The organism is Candidatus Methylomirabilota bacterium (assembly GCA_035764725.1).
Lineage (GTDB): Bacteria > Methylomirabilota > Methylomirabilia > Rokubacteriales > CSP1-6 > DASRWT01.
The window spans coordinates 1-18,554 of record DASTYT010000143.1 but is presented as its reverse complement, the minus strand read 5'-3'; the positions used below and the strand labels follow the sequence as shown (position 1 = coordinate 18,554).

The 18,554-nt window shown below is 69.4% G+C and carries 15 protein-coding genes; 7 read left to right on the top strand and 8 right to left on the bottom strand.

From position 1 onward, the window contains the following. Window positions 1–16: 16 nt before the first annotated feature. Genes VFX14_23655 through VFX14_23635 form a run of 5 tightly spaced genes read left to right on the top strand, consistent with a single transcriptional unit; the run spans window position 17 to window position 5,457 of the window. Complete coding sequence (locus tag VFX14_23655) at window positions 17–1,657, top strand: iron ABC transporter permease (GenBank protein HEU5192688.1); 1,641 nt, start codon at window positions 17–19, stop codon at window positions 1,655–1,657. 2 nt (window positions 1,658–1,659) lie between these two features. Further along, a complete protein-coding gene (locus tag VFX14_23650) occupies window positions 1,660–2,742 on the top strand; it encodes an ABC transporter ATP-binding protein (protein HEU5192687.1) in 1,083 nt (360 codons plus the stop codon). Continuing rightward, window positions 2,739–3,233, top strand: coding sequence for a hypothetical protein (locus tag VFX14_23645; protein HEU5192686.1), 495 nt, complete (start codon window positions 2,739–2,741; stop codon window positions 3,231–3,233). The genes VFX14_23650 and VFX14_23645 overlap by 4 nt, the downstream gene beginning before the upstream one ends. Before the next feature lie 26 nt (window positions 3,234–3,259). Beyond that, the gene (locus tag VFX14_23640) at window positions 3,260–4,051 is read left to right on the top strand and encodes an aldolase/citrate lyase family protein (protein ID HEU5192685.1); all 792 of its coding nucleotides are present in this window, start codon (window positions 3,260–3,262) and stop codon (window positions 4,049–4,051) included. 2 nt (window positions 4,052–4,053) lie between these two features. Then, window positions 4,054–5,457, top strand: coding sequence for a M20/M25/M40 family metallo-hydrolase (locus VFX14_23635; GenBank protein HEU5192684.1), 1,404 nt, complete (start codon window positions 4,054–4,056; stop codon window positions 5,455–5,457). Window positions 5,458–5,694: 237 nt separating this feature from the next. Here VFX14_23635 and VFX14_23630 read toward each other — a convergent pair whose 3' ends face one another. Next, entirely contained in the window at window positions 5,695–6,981 is a 1,287-nt protein-coding gene (locus VFX14_23630; protein HEU5192683.1) for a DUF222 domain-containing protein, read from the bottom strand. Window positions 6,982–7,383: 402 nt separating this feature from the next. Here VFX14_23630 and trpS point away from each other — a divergent pair, with 402 nt between their 5' ends. Continuing rightward, a complete protein-coding gene (gene trpS / locus VFX14_23625; GenBank protein HEU5192682.1) occupies window positions 7,384–8,394 on the top strand; it encodes a tryptophan--tRNA ligase in 1,011 nt (336 codons plus the stop codon). Window positions 8,395–8,397: 3 nt separating this feature from the next. Here the strand turns inward: trpS and VFX14_23620 are convergent, their stop codons facing one another. From VFX14_23620 to VFX14_23600, 5 genes are read right to left on the bottom strand one after another with little or no spacing between them, the layout of a single operon-like run. Continuing rightward, a complete protein-coding gene (locus tag VFX14_23620; GenBank protein HEU5192681.1) occupies window positions 8,398–9,408 on the bottom strand; it encodes an LLM class flavin-dependent oxidoreductase in 1,011 nt (336 codons plus the stop codon). 7 nt (window positions 9,409–9,415) lie between these two features. Next, window positions 9,416–10,936 (bottom strand): NADP-dependent phosphogluconate dehydrogenase, encoded by a 1,521-nt coding sequence (gene gndA / locus VFX14_23615; GenBank protein ID HEU5192680.1) that lies wholly within the window; start codon window positions 10,934–10,936, stop codon window positions 9,416–9,418. Between the two features lie 15 nt (window positions 10,937–10,951). Next, complete coding sequence (locus tag VFX14_23610) at window positions 10,952–11,857, bottom strand: ABC transporter permease (GenBank protein HEU5192679.1); 906 nt, start codon at window positions 11,855–11,857, stop codon at window positions 10,952–10,954. A gap of 7 nt (window positions 11,858–11,864) precedes the next feature. Next, window positions 11,865–12,779, bottom strand: a complete 915-nt coding sequence (locus tag VFX14_23605; GenBank protein ID HEU5192678.1) for an ABC transporter permease — start codon at window positions 12,777–12,779, stop codon at window positions 11,865–11,867. A 14-nt stretch (window positions 12,780–12,793) separates the two neighbouring features. Continuing rightward, window positions 12,794–14,314: an ABC transporter substrate-binding protein gene (locus VFX14_23600; protein ID HEU5192677.1), complete on the bottom strand. Its 1,521-nt coding sequence runs from the start codon at window positions 14,312–14,314 to the stop codon at window positions 12,794–12,796. Window positions 14,315–14,424: 110 nt separating this feature from the next. On the opposite strand from VFX14_23600, the gene VFX14_23595 reads away from it, so the two are divergent. Beyond that, window positions 14,425–15,480, top strand: a complete 1,056-nt coding sequence (locus VFX14_23595; GenBank protein ID HEU5192676.1) for an aryldialkylphosphatase — start codon at window positions 14,425–14,427, stop codon at window positions 15,478–15,480. Here the strand turns inward: VFX14_23595 and VFX14_23590 are convergent. Both VFX14_23590 and VFX14_23585 read right to left on the bottom strand, forming a co-directional pair. Then, window positions 15,477–16,562 (bottom strand): tetratricopeptide repeat protein, encoded by a 1,086-nt coding sequence (locus VFX14_23590; protein HEU5192675.1) that lies wholly within the window; start codon window positions 16,560–16,562, stop codon window positions 15,477–15,479. The genes VFX14_23595 and VFX14_23590 overlap by 4 nt on opposite strands. 156 nt (window positions 16,563–16,718) lie before the next feature. Next, on the bottom strand, window positions 16,719–18,554 hold a 1,836-nt coding region (locus VFX14_23585; protein ID HEU5192674.1), incomplete at its 5' end, for an AAA family ATPase.

Sequence of the window (18,554 nt, the reverse complement as noted above, 5' to 3'; positions counted from 1 at the left end):
GGATCCCGCGCTCCGCGTGACGGTGCTCCTCCTGTGGGGCCTTCTCGCTCTCTTCGTCCTCTATCCGCTCCTGAGCCTGCTGGGGCGCGTGGCCACCGACGGCGGTCGACTCTCCCTCGGGAGCGCTCTTGCCATCCTCGCGGATCCCCATCAGCTGCGCGCCTTCGGCAATAGCCTCCTCCTCGCCATGCTGGTCGGGCTCGCGGGCACCGCCCTCGGCTTCCTCTTCGCCCTCACCGCGAGCCGCGCCGGTCTCGGGCGCGGGTGGCTCGGCGTGCTCGACGCGGTGACGCTCCTGCCCCTCATCTCGCCGCCGTTCACCACGGCGATCGCCATGATCTTCTCGTTCGGCCCGCGCGGGCTCATCACCTATCAGCTGCTCGGCATCAAGGGCGTGTCCGTCTACGGCCTCACCACGACGTTCTTCTCCGAGACGGTGACCTACTTCCCCATTGCCTACCTGACCCTCCGCCCGGTGCTCGCCGCCATCGACGCCAACGTGGAAGACATGGCGCTCTCGCTGGGCGCCTCGCGCGCGCAGGTGTTCCGGACGGTGACGGTGCCGCTCGCCATCCCCGGCCTCGCCAACGCGTTCCTCCTGCTCTTCGCCGCGTCGCTGGCGGACTTCGCCACCCCGCTCATCCTGGCGGGGAACGCCTTCCCGGTGCTCCCGACCCAGGCGTATCTGCAGATCACCGGCCTCTTCGACCTGCGGGGCGGCGCGGTGCTGTCCTTCGCGCTGCTCGTGCCGGCCTTCGGGGTCTACCTCCTCCAGCGCTACTGGGTGAGCCGCCGGTACTACGTGACGGTGTCGGGGAAGGCGGGGGCTCGGACCGCGGTCAAGACGGTGGCGCCCTGGCTGCGCCCCGTCCTCGTGGGCGCCTGCCTCGCGGTGGCGGCGGTGATCGCGTACTTCTACGCGCTGCTCCTCTACGCGTCGGCGGTGGTGGCCCTGGGCGCCAACCATGCGTGGACGTGGCGCCACTACCACGTGATCTTCACCGAGGGCGCGCGCGCCATCCGCGACACGCTCATCATCGCGGGGCTCAGCATGCCGCTGGGCGGCGCCTACGGCGTCCTCGTGGGCTATCTGGTGGCGCGGAAGCGCTTTCCCGGCCGCGCGGCGATGGAGGTGGTGTCCATGCTGAACTACGCGCTGCCGGGCACCATCGTCGGCATCGCGTATCTCATCGCGTTCAACGATCCGCCCATCGCGCTCACCGGCGGGGCCCTCATCATCGTGGCCTGCTATGTCTTCCGCTACAGCCCCACCGGCATCCGCGCGACGGTGGCGCAGCTCCAGCAGATCGATCCCAGCCTCGAGGAGGCCTCGCTCGGCCTGGGCGCCTCCAGCGCCACGACCTTCTACCGGGTGACACTCCCGCTGGTCGTCCCGGCGTTCTTCGCGGGGCTGGGCGTGGTGTTCATCCGGTCGATGACCGCGATCAGCGCCACGATCTTCCTGGTGTCGATCAACTGGACGCTCATCACCGTACGCATCCTGGAGAACATGACGGAGCTGTCGCTCGGGCCGGCCGCCGCCTTCTCCGTGCTGGTGGTCGCCATCGTGTACGTGGTGATCGCCCTCATCGGCCGCGTGCTCCGGACGTTCAGCGCGCCCGGCTCGGCCTCCCTCGGCAGCGTGCTGGGCGGTTGAGTATGGTCCGCGTCAAGGGCCTCTCCAAGCGCTTCCGCCACCGGGTGAAGGGTGATCTCTGGGCGGTGCGCGAGGTAAGCCTGGCGGTGGCCCCGGGAGAGTTCCTGACGCTGCTCGGGCCCTCGGGCTGCGGCAAGACCACCACGCTCCGGATGATCGCGGGCTTCGAAGCGCCGGACGCCGGGCGCGTCTGGATCGGCGATCGCGACGTCACCGCCCTCATGGCGAATCAGCGGGACATCGGCTTTGTGTTCCAGAGCTACGCGCTGTTTCCGCACCTCACCGTGTTCGACAACGTCGCCTACGGCCTGCGCATCCGCGGCGTGGAGCGGGCGGAGACGACGCGCCGGGTGGGGGAGGTGCTCGCCCTGGTGGGTCTCTCGCGCTACGAGGCCCAGCAGCCGCATCAGCTCTCCGGCGGCGAGCAGCAGCGCGTGGCGCTGGCCCGCGCCATCGTGATCCGTCCCCGCGTGCTCCTCTTCGACGAGCCGCTCTCGAATCTCGACGCCAAGCTCCGGGTGCAGATGCGGGAGGAGATCCGGCGCCTCCAGAAGGAGCTGTCCATCACTGCCGTGTACGTCACGCACGATCAGGAGGAGGCGATGGCGGTCTCCGACCGCATCGCGGTCATGAGCCAAGGGGTGGTGGTGCAGGAGGGACGGGCCGAGGACCTCTATCACCGTCCCGCCTCCGCCTTCGTGGCGCAGTTCATCGGCCGGGTGAATTTCCTGCGCGGGCGCGTGGTCGAGCGGGGCGCCGGCGGCGCGCTGGTGGAGGTCGCGGGAGCCCGTCTGCGGGTTGCCGGCGACGTGGGGCCGCGGGCGGGCGAGGCCGCGCGCGTGGCGATACGGCCCGAGGCGGTCGGGATCGCGCCCGACGGCCCGGGCGCCGCCGGTGAAGTTCCCGGGCGCGTCGTCGCGCGGACTTTCCTCGGCGAGAAGGTCGACTACCAGGTGCGGGCGGGGGACGAGTTGCTGCTGGTGACGTGCCCCGATCAAGGGCCGGGCGCCCTGCTCGGCGAGGGCCAGGCCGTGCGCCTCCGCCTGCCGCCCGACCGCGTGGCCCTCTTGCCGGCGACGGAATGAGGCGCGCGGCGGCCATCGCCCTCGCGCTCTCGCTGAGCTGGGCTGCCGGGCCGCTCGTGCTCGCGCGCGCGCAGGCCCCGGCCGCCGCGCTTCACGGCGAGAACTCCGTCTTCGTCACCCCGGATGTGGTCATGGTCTGGGCCATCCTGCGTGCCGCGCGCGAGGACGATACGCAGGTGGTGATCCGCGTGGCGGCCCCACGCTTCGCCGGGCTGCGCGTGGAAGCGGTGGATCCCTTCGGCGGCGCGCGGCGGGAGGTGCTTCCGCCGCAGGCCTTGCGAGGCATCGCGGAGGTGCGCCGGCGGCGCGCCGACTTCGCCGAGCATCCGCGGCTGGAGCTACGACTCGAGCCTCCGCCCGGCGCGAGCGCGCCCGTTCCTCTGGTCGTCTACTATCTGGGCGTGCCCGACACCACGCCTGAGTTCACCTCCGAGGCGGCGCTCGCGCGCTACCTCGCGGACGCGCTCGACCGGGCGCGTCCGTCCCGCTGATCGGATATCTTACGGGAGCCTCCACGATGCGCCCCAACCGACTCCGTGAGCTTCTCCGCGCCGGCCAGCCCACCTTCGGGACCCACATCCACACGGTGTGGCCGGCGGTGGCCGAGCTGGTCGGGCACTCCGGCCTCTTCGACTACGTCGAGTTCGTGGGGGAGTACGCGCCCTACGACCTCTTCGCCCTCGAGAACCTCGCCCGCGCCGTCGACACCTTCCCAAACATGTCGGCGATGATGAAGATCGAGCAGCAGCCGCGGACCTATCTCGCGGTGCGCGCGATCGGCGCGGGCATCCAGAACGTGCTGTTCGCCGATCCGCGCACGGTGGACGACGTGCGCGAGTGCGTGCGCGCCGTGCGGGCCGAGACGCCGGCGACGGGCGGCATCCACGGCGTGGGCATGCGCCGCGACGTGGGCTATGTGGTGGACGTGGGCTCGCCCGCCTTCGTGCAGGCCCTGGAGGACGTGGTGATCGCGGTCATGATCGAGAAGGCCTCCGCGGTGGACAACGTGGAGGCCATGCTGTCGGTGAAGGGCGTGGACATGGTGCAGTTCGGGCCCGCCGACTACTCGATGAGCATCGGCATCCCTGGACAGTGGGAGCACCCGCGCGTGAAGGAGGCGGAGCGGCACGTGATCAAGACGGCGCTGCGCCTGGGCGTGGCGCCACGGGTGGAGATCGACAGCCCGGAGCAGGCGCGGCCCTATCTCGACATGGGCGTGCGCCACTTCTGCATGGGCTGGGACGTGGGCATTCTCTTCGAGTGGCTCAAGACGGAGGGCGCAGCGCTCCGGGCTATGGTAAAGGGGTGAACATGGCCACCAACGGCATGGTTCGCGAGGCCCTCGGCGATCTCGACGCGCGGCTCGATCACTGGAAGCGGACGCTGGTCGATCTCTGTCGCATCCCCAGCATGTCCGCCGCGGGCTTTCCTCCCGACGAGGTGCGCCGCTCCGCGCAGGCGGTGGCGCAGACGCTGCGCGACGCCGGCGTCGAGCACGTGGAGGTGCTCGAGATCCCCGGCGTGCACCCCTATGTCTACGGAGACTGGCTGCACCGGCCGGGGGCGCCCACCGTGCTGCTCTACGGCCACCACGACGTGCAGCCGCCGGGCCGCTCGGAGAAGTGGCTCTCGCCGGCCTTCGAGCCCACCGAGCGCGACGGGCGGCTCTACGGCCGCGGCACCGCGGATGACAAGGGCGGGGTCATGGCCCACGTGGCCGCGGTGGGCGCCTATCTCCGCGCGGCGAAGACGCTCCCGCTGAACGTCAAGTTCATCATCGAGGGCGAGGAAGAGATCGGCTCGATGAACCTCGGCCGGTTCCTCGAGCACCACAAGGCGAAGATGGCCGCAGATTTCATCGTGCTGACCGACACCGGCAACTACGACGTGGGACATCCGGCGCTGACCTATCAGCTCCGCGGCATCTGCCAGGTGGACGTGGAGGTGCACGGGTTGCACCAGCCGTTGCACTCGGGCTACAGCGGCCCCGTGCCCGACCCCGTACAGATCCTCTGCGCGATGATCGCGGACCTGCGCACCCAGGACGGCGCGCTCAACGTGCCGGGCCTCTACAAGAAGGTCGCGCGGCCCAGCGCCAAGCAGCTCGCCCGCTTGCGCAAGCTTCCGCTCGCCGAGGGTAAGTTCAAGAGAGACTCGGGCATGCTCCCCGGTGTGCGGCTCTGGGGCGAGAAGAAGTACTCGCTGCTCGAGCGGATGTGGACCCGGCCCGCCCTCACTGTGATCGCCCTGGAGGCACGCCCCTTCCTCGGCTCCTCCAACCAGATCATCGAGGCGGCCAAAGCACGCCTGTCGCTCCGCACTGTCCCCGGGATGGACGCGCGCGAGGCGGGCCGGCTCATCGTCAAGAAGCTCACCGCGAAGCCCCCGTTCGGGATGAAGGTGCGCGCCACCGTGACCGGCACCAGCCCGTGGTGGACCACCGATCCCGAAGGTCCGGCCTTCGAGGCGGCGCGCGCGGCCCTCAAGGCGGGCTTCGGCAAGGAGACCGCCATGGTCGGCGCGGGCGGCACCATCGGCTTCGTGCAGCCCTTCGCCGATCTCCTCAGGGGCGCGCCCTGCATCCTCATGGGCGTGATCGACCCCAACAGCCAGGCCCACTCCGAGAACGAGAGCCTCCATCTGGGCGACTGGGTGAAGGCCATGCGCTCGACGATTCACCTGTACGACGCGCTGGCGGCGGTACCGCGCCGGTAGCCTCTCGCGGAGACCGCGAGCATGGGCCATGATGGGGCGGCGGCACCATCGGCTTCGTGCAGCCCTTCGCCGATCTCCTCGAGGGCGCGCCCTGCATCTTGATGGGCGTGGCCGACCCCCACACGCAGGCCCACTCCGAGAACGGGAGCCTCCACCTCGGCGACTCGGTGAAGGCCATGCGCTCGACCGATTCACCTCTACGACGGGCTGGCGATGCTGCCGCGTCGATAGGGGCCGCTAGCGAGCCGGATTGGCCCTCGGGTGGAGCACATCGATCGCCCACCCCACATCGAACCGCTCGCCCCGCCATTCGGAGAGTCCGGTCCTCGGGCCGATCCGCACCCCTTCCTGGTCGTTCAGGGCCCGGATGGCCGCGACTGGATTCTCGCCGAGCAGGACGGGAGGTGGTACCTCGAGTAGGGGTGTGCCGTCCGGCTCGTAGAATCTCAGCGTCCCATCCGCCTCTCGAGCGATTTGATAGCCCTCCTCGTGGACCGCGCGATGGTGGTGGCGGCATAGTGTTACGAGATTGGCGAGAGCCGTTGGCCCTCCGCGCGCCCAGTGTCGAATGTGATGGCCCTGCCCATGGCGCACGCCGCAACCGGGAAAGCGGCAGCCGTGGTCGCGGTACTCAAGCGCTCGGCGCAGCGCCGGTGAAATCGCCCGGGTTCTCGTGCCGACTTCCACAGGGGTCCCGGACTGGTCATGCCGTATCCATGTGCGCGTGGCGTCACAGGTGAGTCGCTCCGACGTTTCAGCTGAAACGTGCGGTCCGTCTTCGAGAACCGACTGCCCACCATCTACATGGATCACGACCTGATAGCGTTCCCCCGAGGTCCCGGAATTCATACCGTGATGTAGCGCCGTCTCCACGATTCGGGCCAGGGCGTCGGCGCGCCTTTGCGCGTCGCTCTCAGAGGTGTTGCCACCCTGCTCGCGGAACAGAGTGTCGCACGCGGCATGTAGCGCCTGGCGGAGCAGCGCTCCGACCTCGGGGGCGAGGCGTCCATGGATGACGAGCATGCCGTCGTCGTCATAGTGCGTGTGGAACGCGCGATTCCGCTGCTGCACTCCGGCTTCGCGCGCCTCGGCCAGGCGGTCAACCCGACGCCAGCCTCGGACGATGCGCTCCACATGTGCGACGGTCCCGGCTCGGCCCACCGTGAGCAACCGGACTTCCGTCTCAGGCGTCGCGATACGGGTCAACGCCCGTACCTTCGAATAGGACAGCTCGCCTCGCGCCAAGGCATCGCTGAGGAGGGGAAGGTTCGCGAGCGCGTGAGCAACCCGTACGCGTTCGCGTGCTGCCCCCGGTTCCAGGCCGACTCGCCAGCTCAGCCACTCGGCGCAGGAGCGGAAGCCGGTGTTCCAGCCGCGGCGCTCATCGAACTCGCGGATGAGGGTGAGGAGGCGCGCGGTGGCGGCATCGAGCCGCGCCGACAGTTCGGCGATCTCGTCGCCGAGAAGCTCGAGCGCGGCGACCTGCGGATGCGCCGGTTGGACAGTGGGCATGAGAGTCGGCATGGTTTGTCTCCTTGGTCTGTGTCGACTCTATACTGCCGATTCGACGTCGCGGTGTGACCGCCAGGTCGAGAGTTTGCGGAGCCAAGAATGATGTTCGACGGCTCCGCGCTCGAAGTTTCGCCGTGGCGACAGTCGTGCGCACTCAGATGCGTCGCGGCGGCGGTCGACCGCGTGACTGTTCAAAGGTGGGCGAAACGTGTCAAGAGAAAAAGAGGGTAGGAGTGATACGATGCCTCCCATGTCGCACGTGATGCGGATGTCCTGGTGCTGGCCGCCGAGCACGGCGGCCCCCTAGCGCGACGCGATCTCTGTCAGGGGCTGCCTCGACAGGCGGCCCCTGGTCTCCAAGAACCGCCGCTCGAGTCGAGGCCGGCGGTTCTCGTCATTTTGGGGAGGGGGATCATGCGGAAGACGATTCTCACCGGCGACCGGCCAACTGGCCCGTTGCATCTCGGGCACTACGTGGGCTCGCTGAAGCAGCGGGTCGCGCTCCAGCGCGAGCACGACACCTACGTGCTGATCGCCGATCTTCAGGCGCTCACCGATCACGTGGACGCGCCCGAGCAGATCCGCGAGCACGTGTCCGAGGTGGCGCTCGACTACCTCGCGGTGGGTATCGACCCCGCCGTCGCCACGGTCGTGGTGCAGAGCCAGGTGGCCGAGCTGGCCGAGCTGACCTTCTACTTCCTGAACCTGGTCACGGTCGCACGGCTGCAGCGCAATCCCACCGTGAAGGACGAGATGCGGCAGAAGGGCTTCGAGGCCGACGTGCCCGCGGGCTTCCTGGTCTATCCGGTGAGCCAGGCCGCCGACATCGCTGCGTTTAAGGCGCATCTCGTGCCCGTGGGGGACGATCAGCTCCCGATGATCGAGGTGGCGGCGGAGATCGTGCGGCGCTTCAACCGCCTGTACCCGGGCGAGGCCGGGCCGGTGCTGATCGAGCCCGAGGCGCTGCTGGGCGCGGTGTCGCGCCTGCCCGGCACGGACGGCGACGCCAAGATGAGCAAGACGCTCGGCAACGTGATCAACCTCTCCGACCCTCCGGACGTCGTGGCGGCGCGCGTGCGCGGGATGTTCACCGATCCCAAGCATGTCCGCGTGGAAGATCCGGGGACGGTGGAAGGGAATCCCGTCTTCGCCTACCTCGACGCCTTCGATCCCGACCCGGCGGAGGTCGCGCGCCTCAAGCAACGCTATCGCGCCGGGGGTCTCGGCGACACCGTCGTCAAGCGGCGGCTGCTCGAGGTGCTCGAGGCGCTGCTCGAGCCCATTCGACGGCGACGCGCGGAGTGGGCTGGGGATCGCGCCGCCGTGGGGCGCGTGCTCCATGAGGGGACGGCGCGGGGGCGGGCGGTTGCGGCGGCGACGCTGGGCGAGGTGCGGCGGGCGATGCGGCTCTACGGGGCTGGGTGAGGGCTATCTGAACGCGCGCAGCACCTCGGCGCCGCAGGCCTCGATGAAGCTCGGGCCCGGCATGTTCGGCTGCAGAATCACGTGCCGCATCCAGGGAACGCGCTCGACCAGCCCTTCGAGCTGCAGGCGCACATCGGCGGCCGAGCCCATGAGGCAGAACCGCCGCGCGACCTCCACCGGAATCGCCTCCACGTGCTTGGCGGCCAGCGCCATGTCGTAGGCGTGATGGAAGTCGGGGCGCACCTCCTCGAGGATGCGCTCGATCGGAGCGCACGGCCACCGGAGGCCCAGGCGCTCCCACGTGCCACGGTTCACCTCGTAGTAGCCGGCCGCCATCACGCGCCCCCGCGCCTCGGCGAGATCCACGTCGTCGCTGAGCACGGTGTGGAAGTGTCCGGCCACCCAGAGCGTGGCGGGATCGCGCCCGGCCTCGCGCGCGCCCGCGCAGAACTCGTCGTAGCCCCACTGCACGAGGGCGGGATCGGCGCCGATGCGGATCACCACGCCGTCCGCCGAGCGACCGGCCATCCGGAGGGTCTTGGGCCCGCTGCCCGCCACGACGACCGGGACCGGACGCGGGGTCTGGAGGCGGGACGGCGCGGTCCAGCCGAGCGGCACGCCCTCGCCGGCCAGGAGCGCGCGGATCATCTTCACCGCGGCCTCCTGCTCGGCGAGGCGCGCGGGGCGTAGCCCCACCTGCCACACCGCGGTGTCGCCGGAGCCGATACCGAGGAAGACCCGTCCCGGCGCGTACATGTCCACGGCCGCCGCGCTCGCGGCGATCACGCTGGGATGGCGCGTCACCGGGTTCACGAGCAGCGTGCCCACCTTGGCGTGTCGCGTGGCTTGCGCCGCGGTCAGCACGTTGACGAACACGTCGCCGTTGCGGAGCTGGCTGTCGGGAAACCACAGATGATCGAAGCCCGCCGCCTCGGCGTCGCGGCAGGTGGCGGCGAGGCGGGCCGGGTCGGGAAAGCCGAAGCGGTTGGTGCCGAACGTCAGCGGCGCGGCCACGCGGCGATCAGACGGGCAGCTGCGGGCGCTTCGGGTCCGGCCAGTCCACGTGGAAGAACTTCCCGCGCGGCGCGTCCACCCGCTCGTAGGTATGCGCGCCGAAGTAGTCGCGCTGCGCCTGGAGGAGATTCGCGGGCAGCCGCGCGGCGCGATAGCCGTCGAAGTAGGCGAGCGCGCTGCTGAACGCCGGGGCGGGGATGCCGTGCTTGGCCGCCAGGCTCACCACCTCGCGCCACGCGTCCTGACCCGAGGCGAGCGCGCGCTTGAAGTAGGGATCCAGCATGAGGTTGACGAGCTTGGGATCGCGCCGGTAGGCGTCGGTGATCTTCTGGAGGAAGCGCGCGCGGATGATGCAGCCGCCCCGCCAGATCGCGGCGATGGTGCCGAAGTCGAGCGTCCACTTGTACTCGTCCTGAGCCGCGCGCATGAGCTGGAAGCCCTGGGCGTAGGCGCAGATCTTGGAGGAGTAGAGGGCGCGGCGCACCGACTCCGTCAACTTGTTCTTCGACCCGCGATAGGGCGCGCGCGGGCCCTTGAGCACCTTGGACGCCGCCACCCGCTCCTCCTTGAGGGCGGAGAGGCAGCGGGCGAACACCGCCTCCGCGATGGCGTTGGCAGGGATGCCCATGTCGAGCGCGCTCACACTCGTCCACTTCCCCGTGCCCTTCTGGCCGGCGGCGTCCAGCACCGCGTCCACGAAGAAGCGACGGGGATTGGCGGGATCGCGCTGGCGCAGGATGTCGGCGGTGATCTGGATGAGGTAGGAGGAGAGCTCGCCGCGGTTCCACTCCGCGAAGGTCTCGGAGAGCGCGTCCGGCTTCATGCCGCCCAGCGTCGAGAGGAGGTGATAGGCCTCCGAGATGAGCTGCATGTCGATGTACTCGATCCCGTTGTGGACCATCTTCACGTAATGGCCGGCGCCGTTGGGGCCGATGTAGGCGGTGCAGGGCTCGCCGCCCGTCACCGGCTTGCCCGGCGCGTAGTCCTCGAGCGGCACCCCGGTGCGCGCATCCACCTTGGCGGCGACGGCTTCCCAGATGGGACGGAGATGCTGCCAGGACTCGGGATGGCCGCCCGGCATCATCGACGGGCCGAAGCGCGCGCCCAGCTCGCCGCCGCTCACGCCGGAGCCGAAGAAGCGGCACCCGGCCGCGTACTGCTTCTCGCGGCGGATGGTGTCGGTCCACTGGCTGTTGCCGCAGTCGACCACGATGTCGTCGGGCTCCACGCCCGCGCCCAGGAGCTGCTCCACGATCGCGTCCACCGGCGGGCCGGCCTTCACCAGCACGATGATCTTCCGCGGCTTCCGGAGCGCGGTCACGAAGTCCGGCAGGGCGGCGGCGCCGACGAGCCCGCCCGGCGTGTCGAGGTGCTGGGAGAGGAACTTCTCGGTCACCGCGGTCGTCCGGTTGTACACGGCGACGCGATAGCCGTGGTCCGCAATGTTGAGCGCGAGATTCTCGCCCATCACGGCGAGGCCGATGAGGCCGACGTCAGCGCTGGCGCGGGCGGGGGCAGGGATGCTCATGGCGGCACTGTACTCCTAGCCGATCCGCGGGTCGAGGGCATCCCGCAGCCGATCGCCCACGAGATTGATGGCGAGGACGGTGACGAGAATGGCGAGCCCGGGAAACGTGGGGAGCCACCACGCGACGCTCACGAAGTCGCGGCCCAGCGCGATCATCTGGCCCCAGGTCGGGTACGCGCTGCCCGTACCCACGCCGAGGAATGACAGCGCCGCCTCCTGCAGGATGGCCTGGGCGACCTGAAGGGTGGCGAGGACGATGATGGACGAGAAGGTGTTCGGGAGAAGGTGCCGCATGATGGTGCGGGTCGCCGACGCTCCCATTGCGCGGGCGGCCTCGACGAAGTCCTTCTCGCGCAGGGCCAGCACTTCCGCGCGCACCACCCGCGTGTAGCGCTCCCAGCCGGTGAAGCCCAGGACCACGATGATGGTGGTGAGGCTGGGACCCAGCGCGGCCACGAAGGCGAGCGCGAGCAGGAGCTGCGGGAACGACAGCCACACGTCCACCACCGTCGTGATGACGGTGTCCACGCGGCCGTGGAGAAAGCCCGCGAGGAGGCCGAGCGTCACCCCGACGGTGAGGCTCACCGCCACCGCGGAGACCCCGACCAGGAGGGACACGCGCGCGCCGTAGATGATGCGGCTGAGGATGTCGCGCCCGACCTGATCGGTGCCGAGCAGGTGGGCGGCCTTGCCGCCGTCCGCCCACACCGGCGGGATGAAGCGGCGGATCAGGCTCTGCCGCGTCGGATCCTGCGGCGCCACCCACGGCGCGAACACCGCGGCCCCGACGACCACCAAAAGGACGAGCGCGCCCGCGAGGGCGGCGGGGTTGCGGACGAGCTTGCGCCAGACGCGCGAGCCCTCGGCCGGGCGCGCGAGGGCGGCGGCCTCCAGCGGCGGGGCGAGCGTCCCGATGGACATGGCGCGCTCAGCGCACCCGGATCTGCGGGTTCAGGTAGATATAGAGGAGATCCACCGTGAAGTTCACCATGACGATGATCATGGCGAAGACGAAGACGCCCGCCTGGACGATCGGGAAGTCGAGCTGGCGGATGGCGCCGACAATGAGCCGCCCCATGCCGGGCACCGCGAAGACGGTCTCGGTGATGATGGCGCCGGTGAGGAGCAAGCCGAACTGGAGACCGGCCACCGTGACCAGCGGCAAGGCGGCGTTGATGAGGGCGTGGCGGCAGATGACGAACCACTCGGACACGCCCTTGGCCCGTGCGGTGCGCACGTAGTCGAGATTGATCACCTCGAGCATGCTCGAGCGCACGATGCGGAGCAGCAGCGGGGTCGAGAAGGTGGCGAGGGTGACGGTGGGCAGCACGAGCGACGCCCAGCTCTCCCAGCCCGAGACGGGCAGCACGCGGAGCTGCACCGCGAAGAGCAGTATCAGCATGATGCCCGTCCAGAAGACGGGCATGGAGGTGCCGAGGAACACGATGAGCGTCGCCCCCCAGTCGAGAAGCGAGGCCCGGCGGATCGCGGTGATGATGCCGAGCGGGACGGCGAGCGCGAGGGAGAGGGCCATCGCGAACACGGAGAGGAGCAGCGTGGTCGGCATGCGCTCCAGCACGAGCGGCAGGGCGGGGGCGCGATGGAAGAACGAGTTGCCGAAATTGCCCCGCGCGGTGTTGGCGAGGAAGCGCGTGAACTGCACGGGGAGCGGGTCGTCGAAGCCCATGGCCACGCGGAGGGCGGCCCGATCGGCTTCCGGCGCCTCCGGCATGATGAGCGACACCGGGTCGCCGCTCACGTGGAGGATGGTGAATGTGACGAGCGTCACCCCCACCAGCACTACCACGAGGCGGACGACCCGGCGGATCAGCAGGGTCAGCACGGGCTACCCCGCGGCTAGCGCCCGGCCGGCTTGGCGTCGTAGAGCCAGAGCCACTCGTCGCCGCGGGCGGCGTACTGCACCTTCTTCGAGATCGCGAGCGTGTCGTACTGCGTGAACAGGAAGATGCTGGGCGCTTCCTCGCGGAGCATGGTCTGGATCTGCGAGTAGACCTTCTTCCGCTTGGGCTGGTCCACGCTCGAGCGCGCCTCGTCGATGAGCTTGTCGAGCCCTTCCACCCGCGCGTACCACTTGCCCACCCAACCACCCGGCTCGGTGTGGTAGAGGGGATGCAACACCGCGTCAGCGTCGAACACCGAGTAATTGCCCCAGGAGCCGTAGTAGCCGTTGGTGGCCTTCCCCTCGGTCTGGAAGAACTTGTTCCACGCGGGTCCCGGGTCCCACATCTTGGGCGTCGTACGGATGCCGACCTCGGTGAGCATCTGGCAGATGGCCTCGAACACCGGCCGGAACTCGACGAAGGCGCTGTGGAGCGTGATGTCCACTCCGTTGGGATAGCCGGCCTGCGCGAGCAGCTCCTTGGCCTTCTTCGCGTCGTACGGATAGGGCTTCACGCTGGGGTCGAAGCCGAAGGCCAGCGGCTGCACGACGGTGGCCGTCTGCGTGCCCAGGCCGGCCATGAGCTTCTGGATCACCGTGCCCTTGTCGATGGCGTAGTTGGCCGCCTGCCGCGCCGGCCGCTTGTCGAAGGGCGCGGACCGCATGTCGAGCGCCAGGTAGTGGACGCGGAGGATGGGGGTCGAGGAGATGTACGCCTGCGGGTGGGTCTTGAACTCGGGCAGGAGATCGGCGGAGACGTTGCGCATCAGGTCCACTCCGCCCGTCTTGATTTCGGCCACCTGCGTCGCAATCTCGGGGATGGCCCGGAAGACGAGATACTTGAAGGCGGGCTTGCCGCGCCAGTGCTGGTCGAAGGCCTCGAGCTTGATGTACTGGTCGCGCTTCCACTCGACGAACTTCCACGGGCCGGTGCCCACCGGCGCGGTGGAGCCGAAGGCCTGGTCCCCCACCGCCTCGATGTGCTTCTTCGGGACGATCGGAAAGAACACGAGGCGCTCGAGGAGGAGCGGGAAGGGCTTGTCGGTGATGATGTGCACGGTGTCGGCGTTCACCACCCGCACTTCCTTGATCGCGCGGATGTTCCCGTACTGGGGGGACTTCTTCGTCTGGTCGATCACGCGGTCGAAGGAATACTTCACGTCCTCGGGCGTGAGGGTCTCGCCGTTGTGAAAGCGCACGCCCTTGCGGATCTTGAACTCCCACTGGGTGTCGTTCAGGGCTTTCCACGACGTGGCGATGGACGGCTCGAACTCGAGCTTGGTGTTCCGGTGCAGGAGGGAGTCGAACATGTTGATGTTGACGAGGATGCCCACCCGCTCGAAGTGCATGTGGGGATCGAGGGTAGGCGCGTGCGACACGAGCGCGACGGTCAGGGTGTCCTTGGCCTGCGCGTGGAGCGACGGGGGCAGGCTGAGGACAAGGGTCAGGACGAAAGCCGGCAATGCCCATCGCTTCATGTATGTCCTCCTCGGTTCACGGGTCCGGGCGTGAGTGGGAGAGGGCGGCGATGACCTCAAGGCTTGCGCAGCGTATATCACACGCGAGGCGGCAGTGCTAGAGTCCCCGCATGCCCAAAACCCCCCTGTCCGGAAAAGCGCAGACCGTGCTCGGCGCCGTGGACGGCGACGCCATGGGGATCACGCTTCCCCACGAGCATCTCCTCATCGATTTCAAGGTGATGTTCAAGGAGCCGGACGCCGCCGCCGACAAGGGGCGCGCGCTGGCTCCGGTGAGCATGGCGAATCTCGGCTGGATTCGGCAGAACTTCTCCTCGAACCTCGACAACCTCCGCCTGCTCGACGAGGACGTGGCGCGCGACGAGGCGCTGCTCTTCAAGCACGCGGGCGGCCAGACCATGGTGGATCCCACCAACGGCGGGCTCTCGCGCGATCCCGAGGGCCTCGCACGGATCGCCCGCGCCACCGGGCTCCACATCGTGATGGGCTCGGGCTACTACGTCCAGGCCGCTCATCCTTCTGCGCTAGCACGACGTGGGATCGAGGACATCACCCGCGAGATCGTGGGCGACATCACGGTGGGCGTCGGCGCGACGGGGGTGCGCGCGGGGCTCATCGGCGAGATCGGGTGCAGCTGGCCGTGGACCGACGAGGAGAAGAAGGTGCTCCGCGCGGCGGTGGCGGCACAGCGCGAGACGGGCGCGCCGCTCATGATCCACCCCGGGCGCAATCCCCGAGCGCCCCAGCAGATTCTCGACGTGGTCGCGAAGGAGGGCGGCAACCTCAAGCGGACGATCATGTGCCACATCGACCGCACGATCGCGGACCGCAAGCACCTGATGGATCTCGCCCAGACCGGCTGCTACCTCGAGTATGACCTCTTCGGTCTGGAGACGTCCTACTACCCCTACAATCCCGACTTCGACATGCCCAACGACGGCGGACGCATGGGGCAGATCCTCCGGCTCATCGAGGACGGGCGCGCGCGGCAGCTGCTGATGTCCCACGACATCGCCTACAAGCACTGCCTGACCAAGTGGGGCGGCTTCGGCTATCACCACCTGCTGCTGAACGTGCTGCCCCGCCTACGCCGCAAGGGGCTCGACGACCGCGCGATCCGCGGGCTCATCGTGGACAACCCCCGCCGCGCCTTCGTCTTCGCCTAGAGCGCGGCGCGCGCCTCGGCGATCCAGCCGGTGGCGTCCATCTCCTCGAACAGCGCGAGGGCGCGTTCGATGAGAACGCGTCCGGCGGGGGCACCGCCGCGCGAGCCGAACCGCCCGTACGCGAGCAAGGTCTGGCCCAGCTCTGGCCGGGACTGAGTGGCTTCGAGCACCGCCACGCTTTGCCGGAACGCGTCTTCGGCCGCGGCTCGGTCATCCACGGCCTCGCAGGCCTGACCGAGCACACGAAGCGCGGCGCCTTGCTCCATGCGGTAGTGGCTTTCTTTGGCTATGTCGACCGCTCGGCGGGCGGCGGCCAGCGCGGCCGGCACATTACCGACGGCGAGCTCGAGGTCGGCCAGCGCCACCTGAAGGAAGATCATGTTCCACCCATACGTATAGCTGGTGGCTTCACATGCCGGTATCGCGCGGTCCAGCAGCCGTCGGGCCTCCGCGTGCTGCCCGAGCTTCACATGCGCGATGGCCCCCCAGGCCGAGGTCCAGAAGATCACGGGCCACTCCCTGATCTCCCACGCCAATGGGAGACCTTCCTCGACGACACGGGTCACGTCGAGCCAGAGGCCCTTGTACATGTAGGGCTCGGCCTCCATCGTTCGCCATGCCTTGAGTCGCGCATCGCCGAGACCATCGCCAAGGGCCCGGGCACGCATCGCGTAGTCCAGGGCTTTCGCGAGGTGTCCGGCGCGGGATGAATAGCAGCGGCCGCTCGTGGCCATCTCATACGCCTGATCGTGCACCTGTCCCAGGCGACCCAATGCGGCCACGCCCTGGTCGGTATACGTCAGCGACTCCTCGTACCTCGCGACCTGACCGAGGTGCCCGGCGTAGTAGAGGCTGATCCGTGCACACGCTTCCTCGTCTCGCGCTTGCTCGGCGCGCCGCAAGGCTCGGCGGAGGCCCGCCTCCTCCCCCCGGTGCCACGCGATCACACCCTCGAGCCGTGCCACCCGGGCCTCGTCCCCGAGCTCGGACGTCGCTTGACGGGCGCGTTCGAGATGTCGAAAGCCGTCTTCTCGCTCCCGCTCCGTTCGGCGCCAACCGGGCAACGTCTCGAGCGCCAGCACGACGTCGGCGTACGTGCGTGTCCGCTCCGCGGTGGGAGGCAGTCGCTCGAGAAGCGCGAGGGCCTGCCAGTAATGGGCAATCGCTTCCGGCCGTGCGTAGAGGGCCTGCGCCCGCCCGGCGGCTTCGATGGAGTACGTGAGGGCCTTCTCCCAATCCTACGCCCTCAGCCAGTGATGCGCGAGCAAGGGCGCCCGGTCGGGCGCGGCGGCCGTCTCCCGCTCGAGGAATGTCGCGGCCTCGCGATGCAGGGTCCGCCGCTGCTCGTGGAGGATCGACGCATAGGCCGCCTCCTGGGTGAGCGCGTGCTTGAAGATGTACTGTCGCTCGGGCGCATGGGCCCATTCGCGCAGAAGCTCGGCCCGCAGCAGATGGGCGAGGGATCGATCGAGCTCGCTCTCGCCCGCGTGGAGGGCGCGCAGCGCCGGGTACCCGACGAAGCGCCCGATCACCGCGGCCCGCTGCAGCGTCGCCTTGGCGGGGGCGGGGAGCCGATCGATTCTGGCCGCGATCAGCCCGCGGAGGGTGGCGGGCATGGCGAGCCGACTCACGTCTCCAGCGCTGACCCAGCGCTCGCCCTCGCGCCTGAGCGCCCCCTGCTCGATCAAGGACCGGATGATCTCCTCGACGAAGAACGGATTGCCCTCCGCCTGATCGAGGATCCGCGCGCGGATACCCGCGGGCAGATCGGCCAGCTCCAAGAGGTTCTCCACGAGGCGCCCGGACTCATCCGACGGGAGCGGGGCCAGGGTGAGCTCGGTCAGGCGATGCGCGTAGTGTCGCTGCGCGTGGAAGCGAAAGTCCCAGAACCCACCCTCCGAATCGGGCCGGGACGTGACCAGGATCATGAAGGGCAGAAAATCGGTGAGCTCGGTGAGCGCGGTGAGTATCTCGATGGTGGCGGCGTCGGCCCAGTGCAGGTCCTCGACGGTCAGGATGAGCGGCTCGCGCGAGACCAAAGCCTCGACGACTGTCCGCAAGGCGGGCACGACCTGCGACTGGAACGCGCGTGGATCCATCGCCTTGGACATCGGCTGCCCCGGCTCGCCCTCGATTCCGAGGAGATGGGCGACGGCGGGGTGCGACCCATCGAACTTGTCTCCGACGAGCGAACGCAGGCTTACGCGGAGTTTGGTGCGCGCCACCGCAGGCGCTTCCGCGCCCGTAAGCTGGAAGATCGCGCGCAAGACCTGCACGATCGGCGCATAGCCCGCGTGCTGGGTGAAGGCCTGGCAGCGCCCCTCCACCCAGCGCACGCGCGGGGGTGGGTGGCCGCGCAGCTCGTTCTTCAGGCGTGACTTCCCGATCCCCGCCTCGCCGGTGATGGACACGATCTGTCCGCGCCCTTGCGCAAGCTCTGCCGCGCAGCGATGGAGCGTCGTCAGCTCGGGGTCTCGGCCCACGAGAGGCGACGAGAGCCCAGGAACTCCCCGAGTGCTGGCGGAGTCGCGCAGGCGGCGGACGACGTGCCCCGTGATCGGGCCGGGGAATCCCTTGAGCGTGAGTGGGGAAGTGGGCTCGGCCTCGACGAGCGAGCGAACGAGCCGGAACGTCTCCGGACAGAGGACGATGCCGAGCGTGGCGGCCTGGAGCCGCGACGCGAGATTCGGCACCTCGCCGGTGACCATGAACTCGCGGCTCGGGTCGGTGACGGCGACGGCCTCGCCGGTGGCGATGCCGACGCGCAGCTCGAGAGCGGCGCCGTACTCCGCCTCGAAGGAAGGATTCAGGAGTCCTAGGCTCTCCTGCATGGCGACGGCGGCCCGAACAGCCCGCTCGGCGTCGTCCTCGTGGACGTGCGGAACGCCGAAGACGGCCATGATGGCATCCCCCGCGTACTTCTCCACCACGCCGCCGAAGGCGCGCACCTGCTGCGCCATCTCCTCGAAGTACGCCCTCAGGAGTGCGCGCAGCTGCTCGGGGTCGTGCCGCACGGCGAGCTCGGTCGAGCCGGCGAGGTCGGCGAAGAGCACGCTGACGAGCTTGCGCTCCTC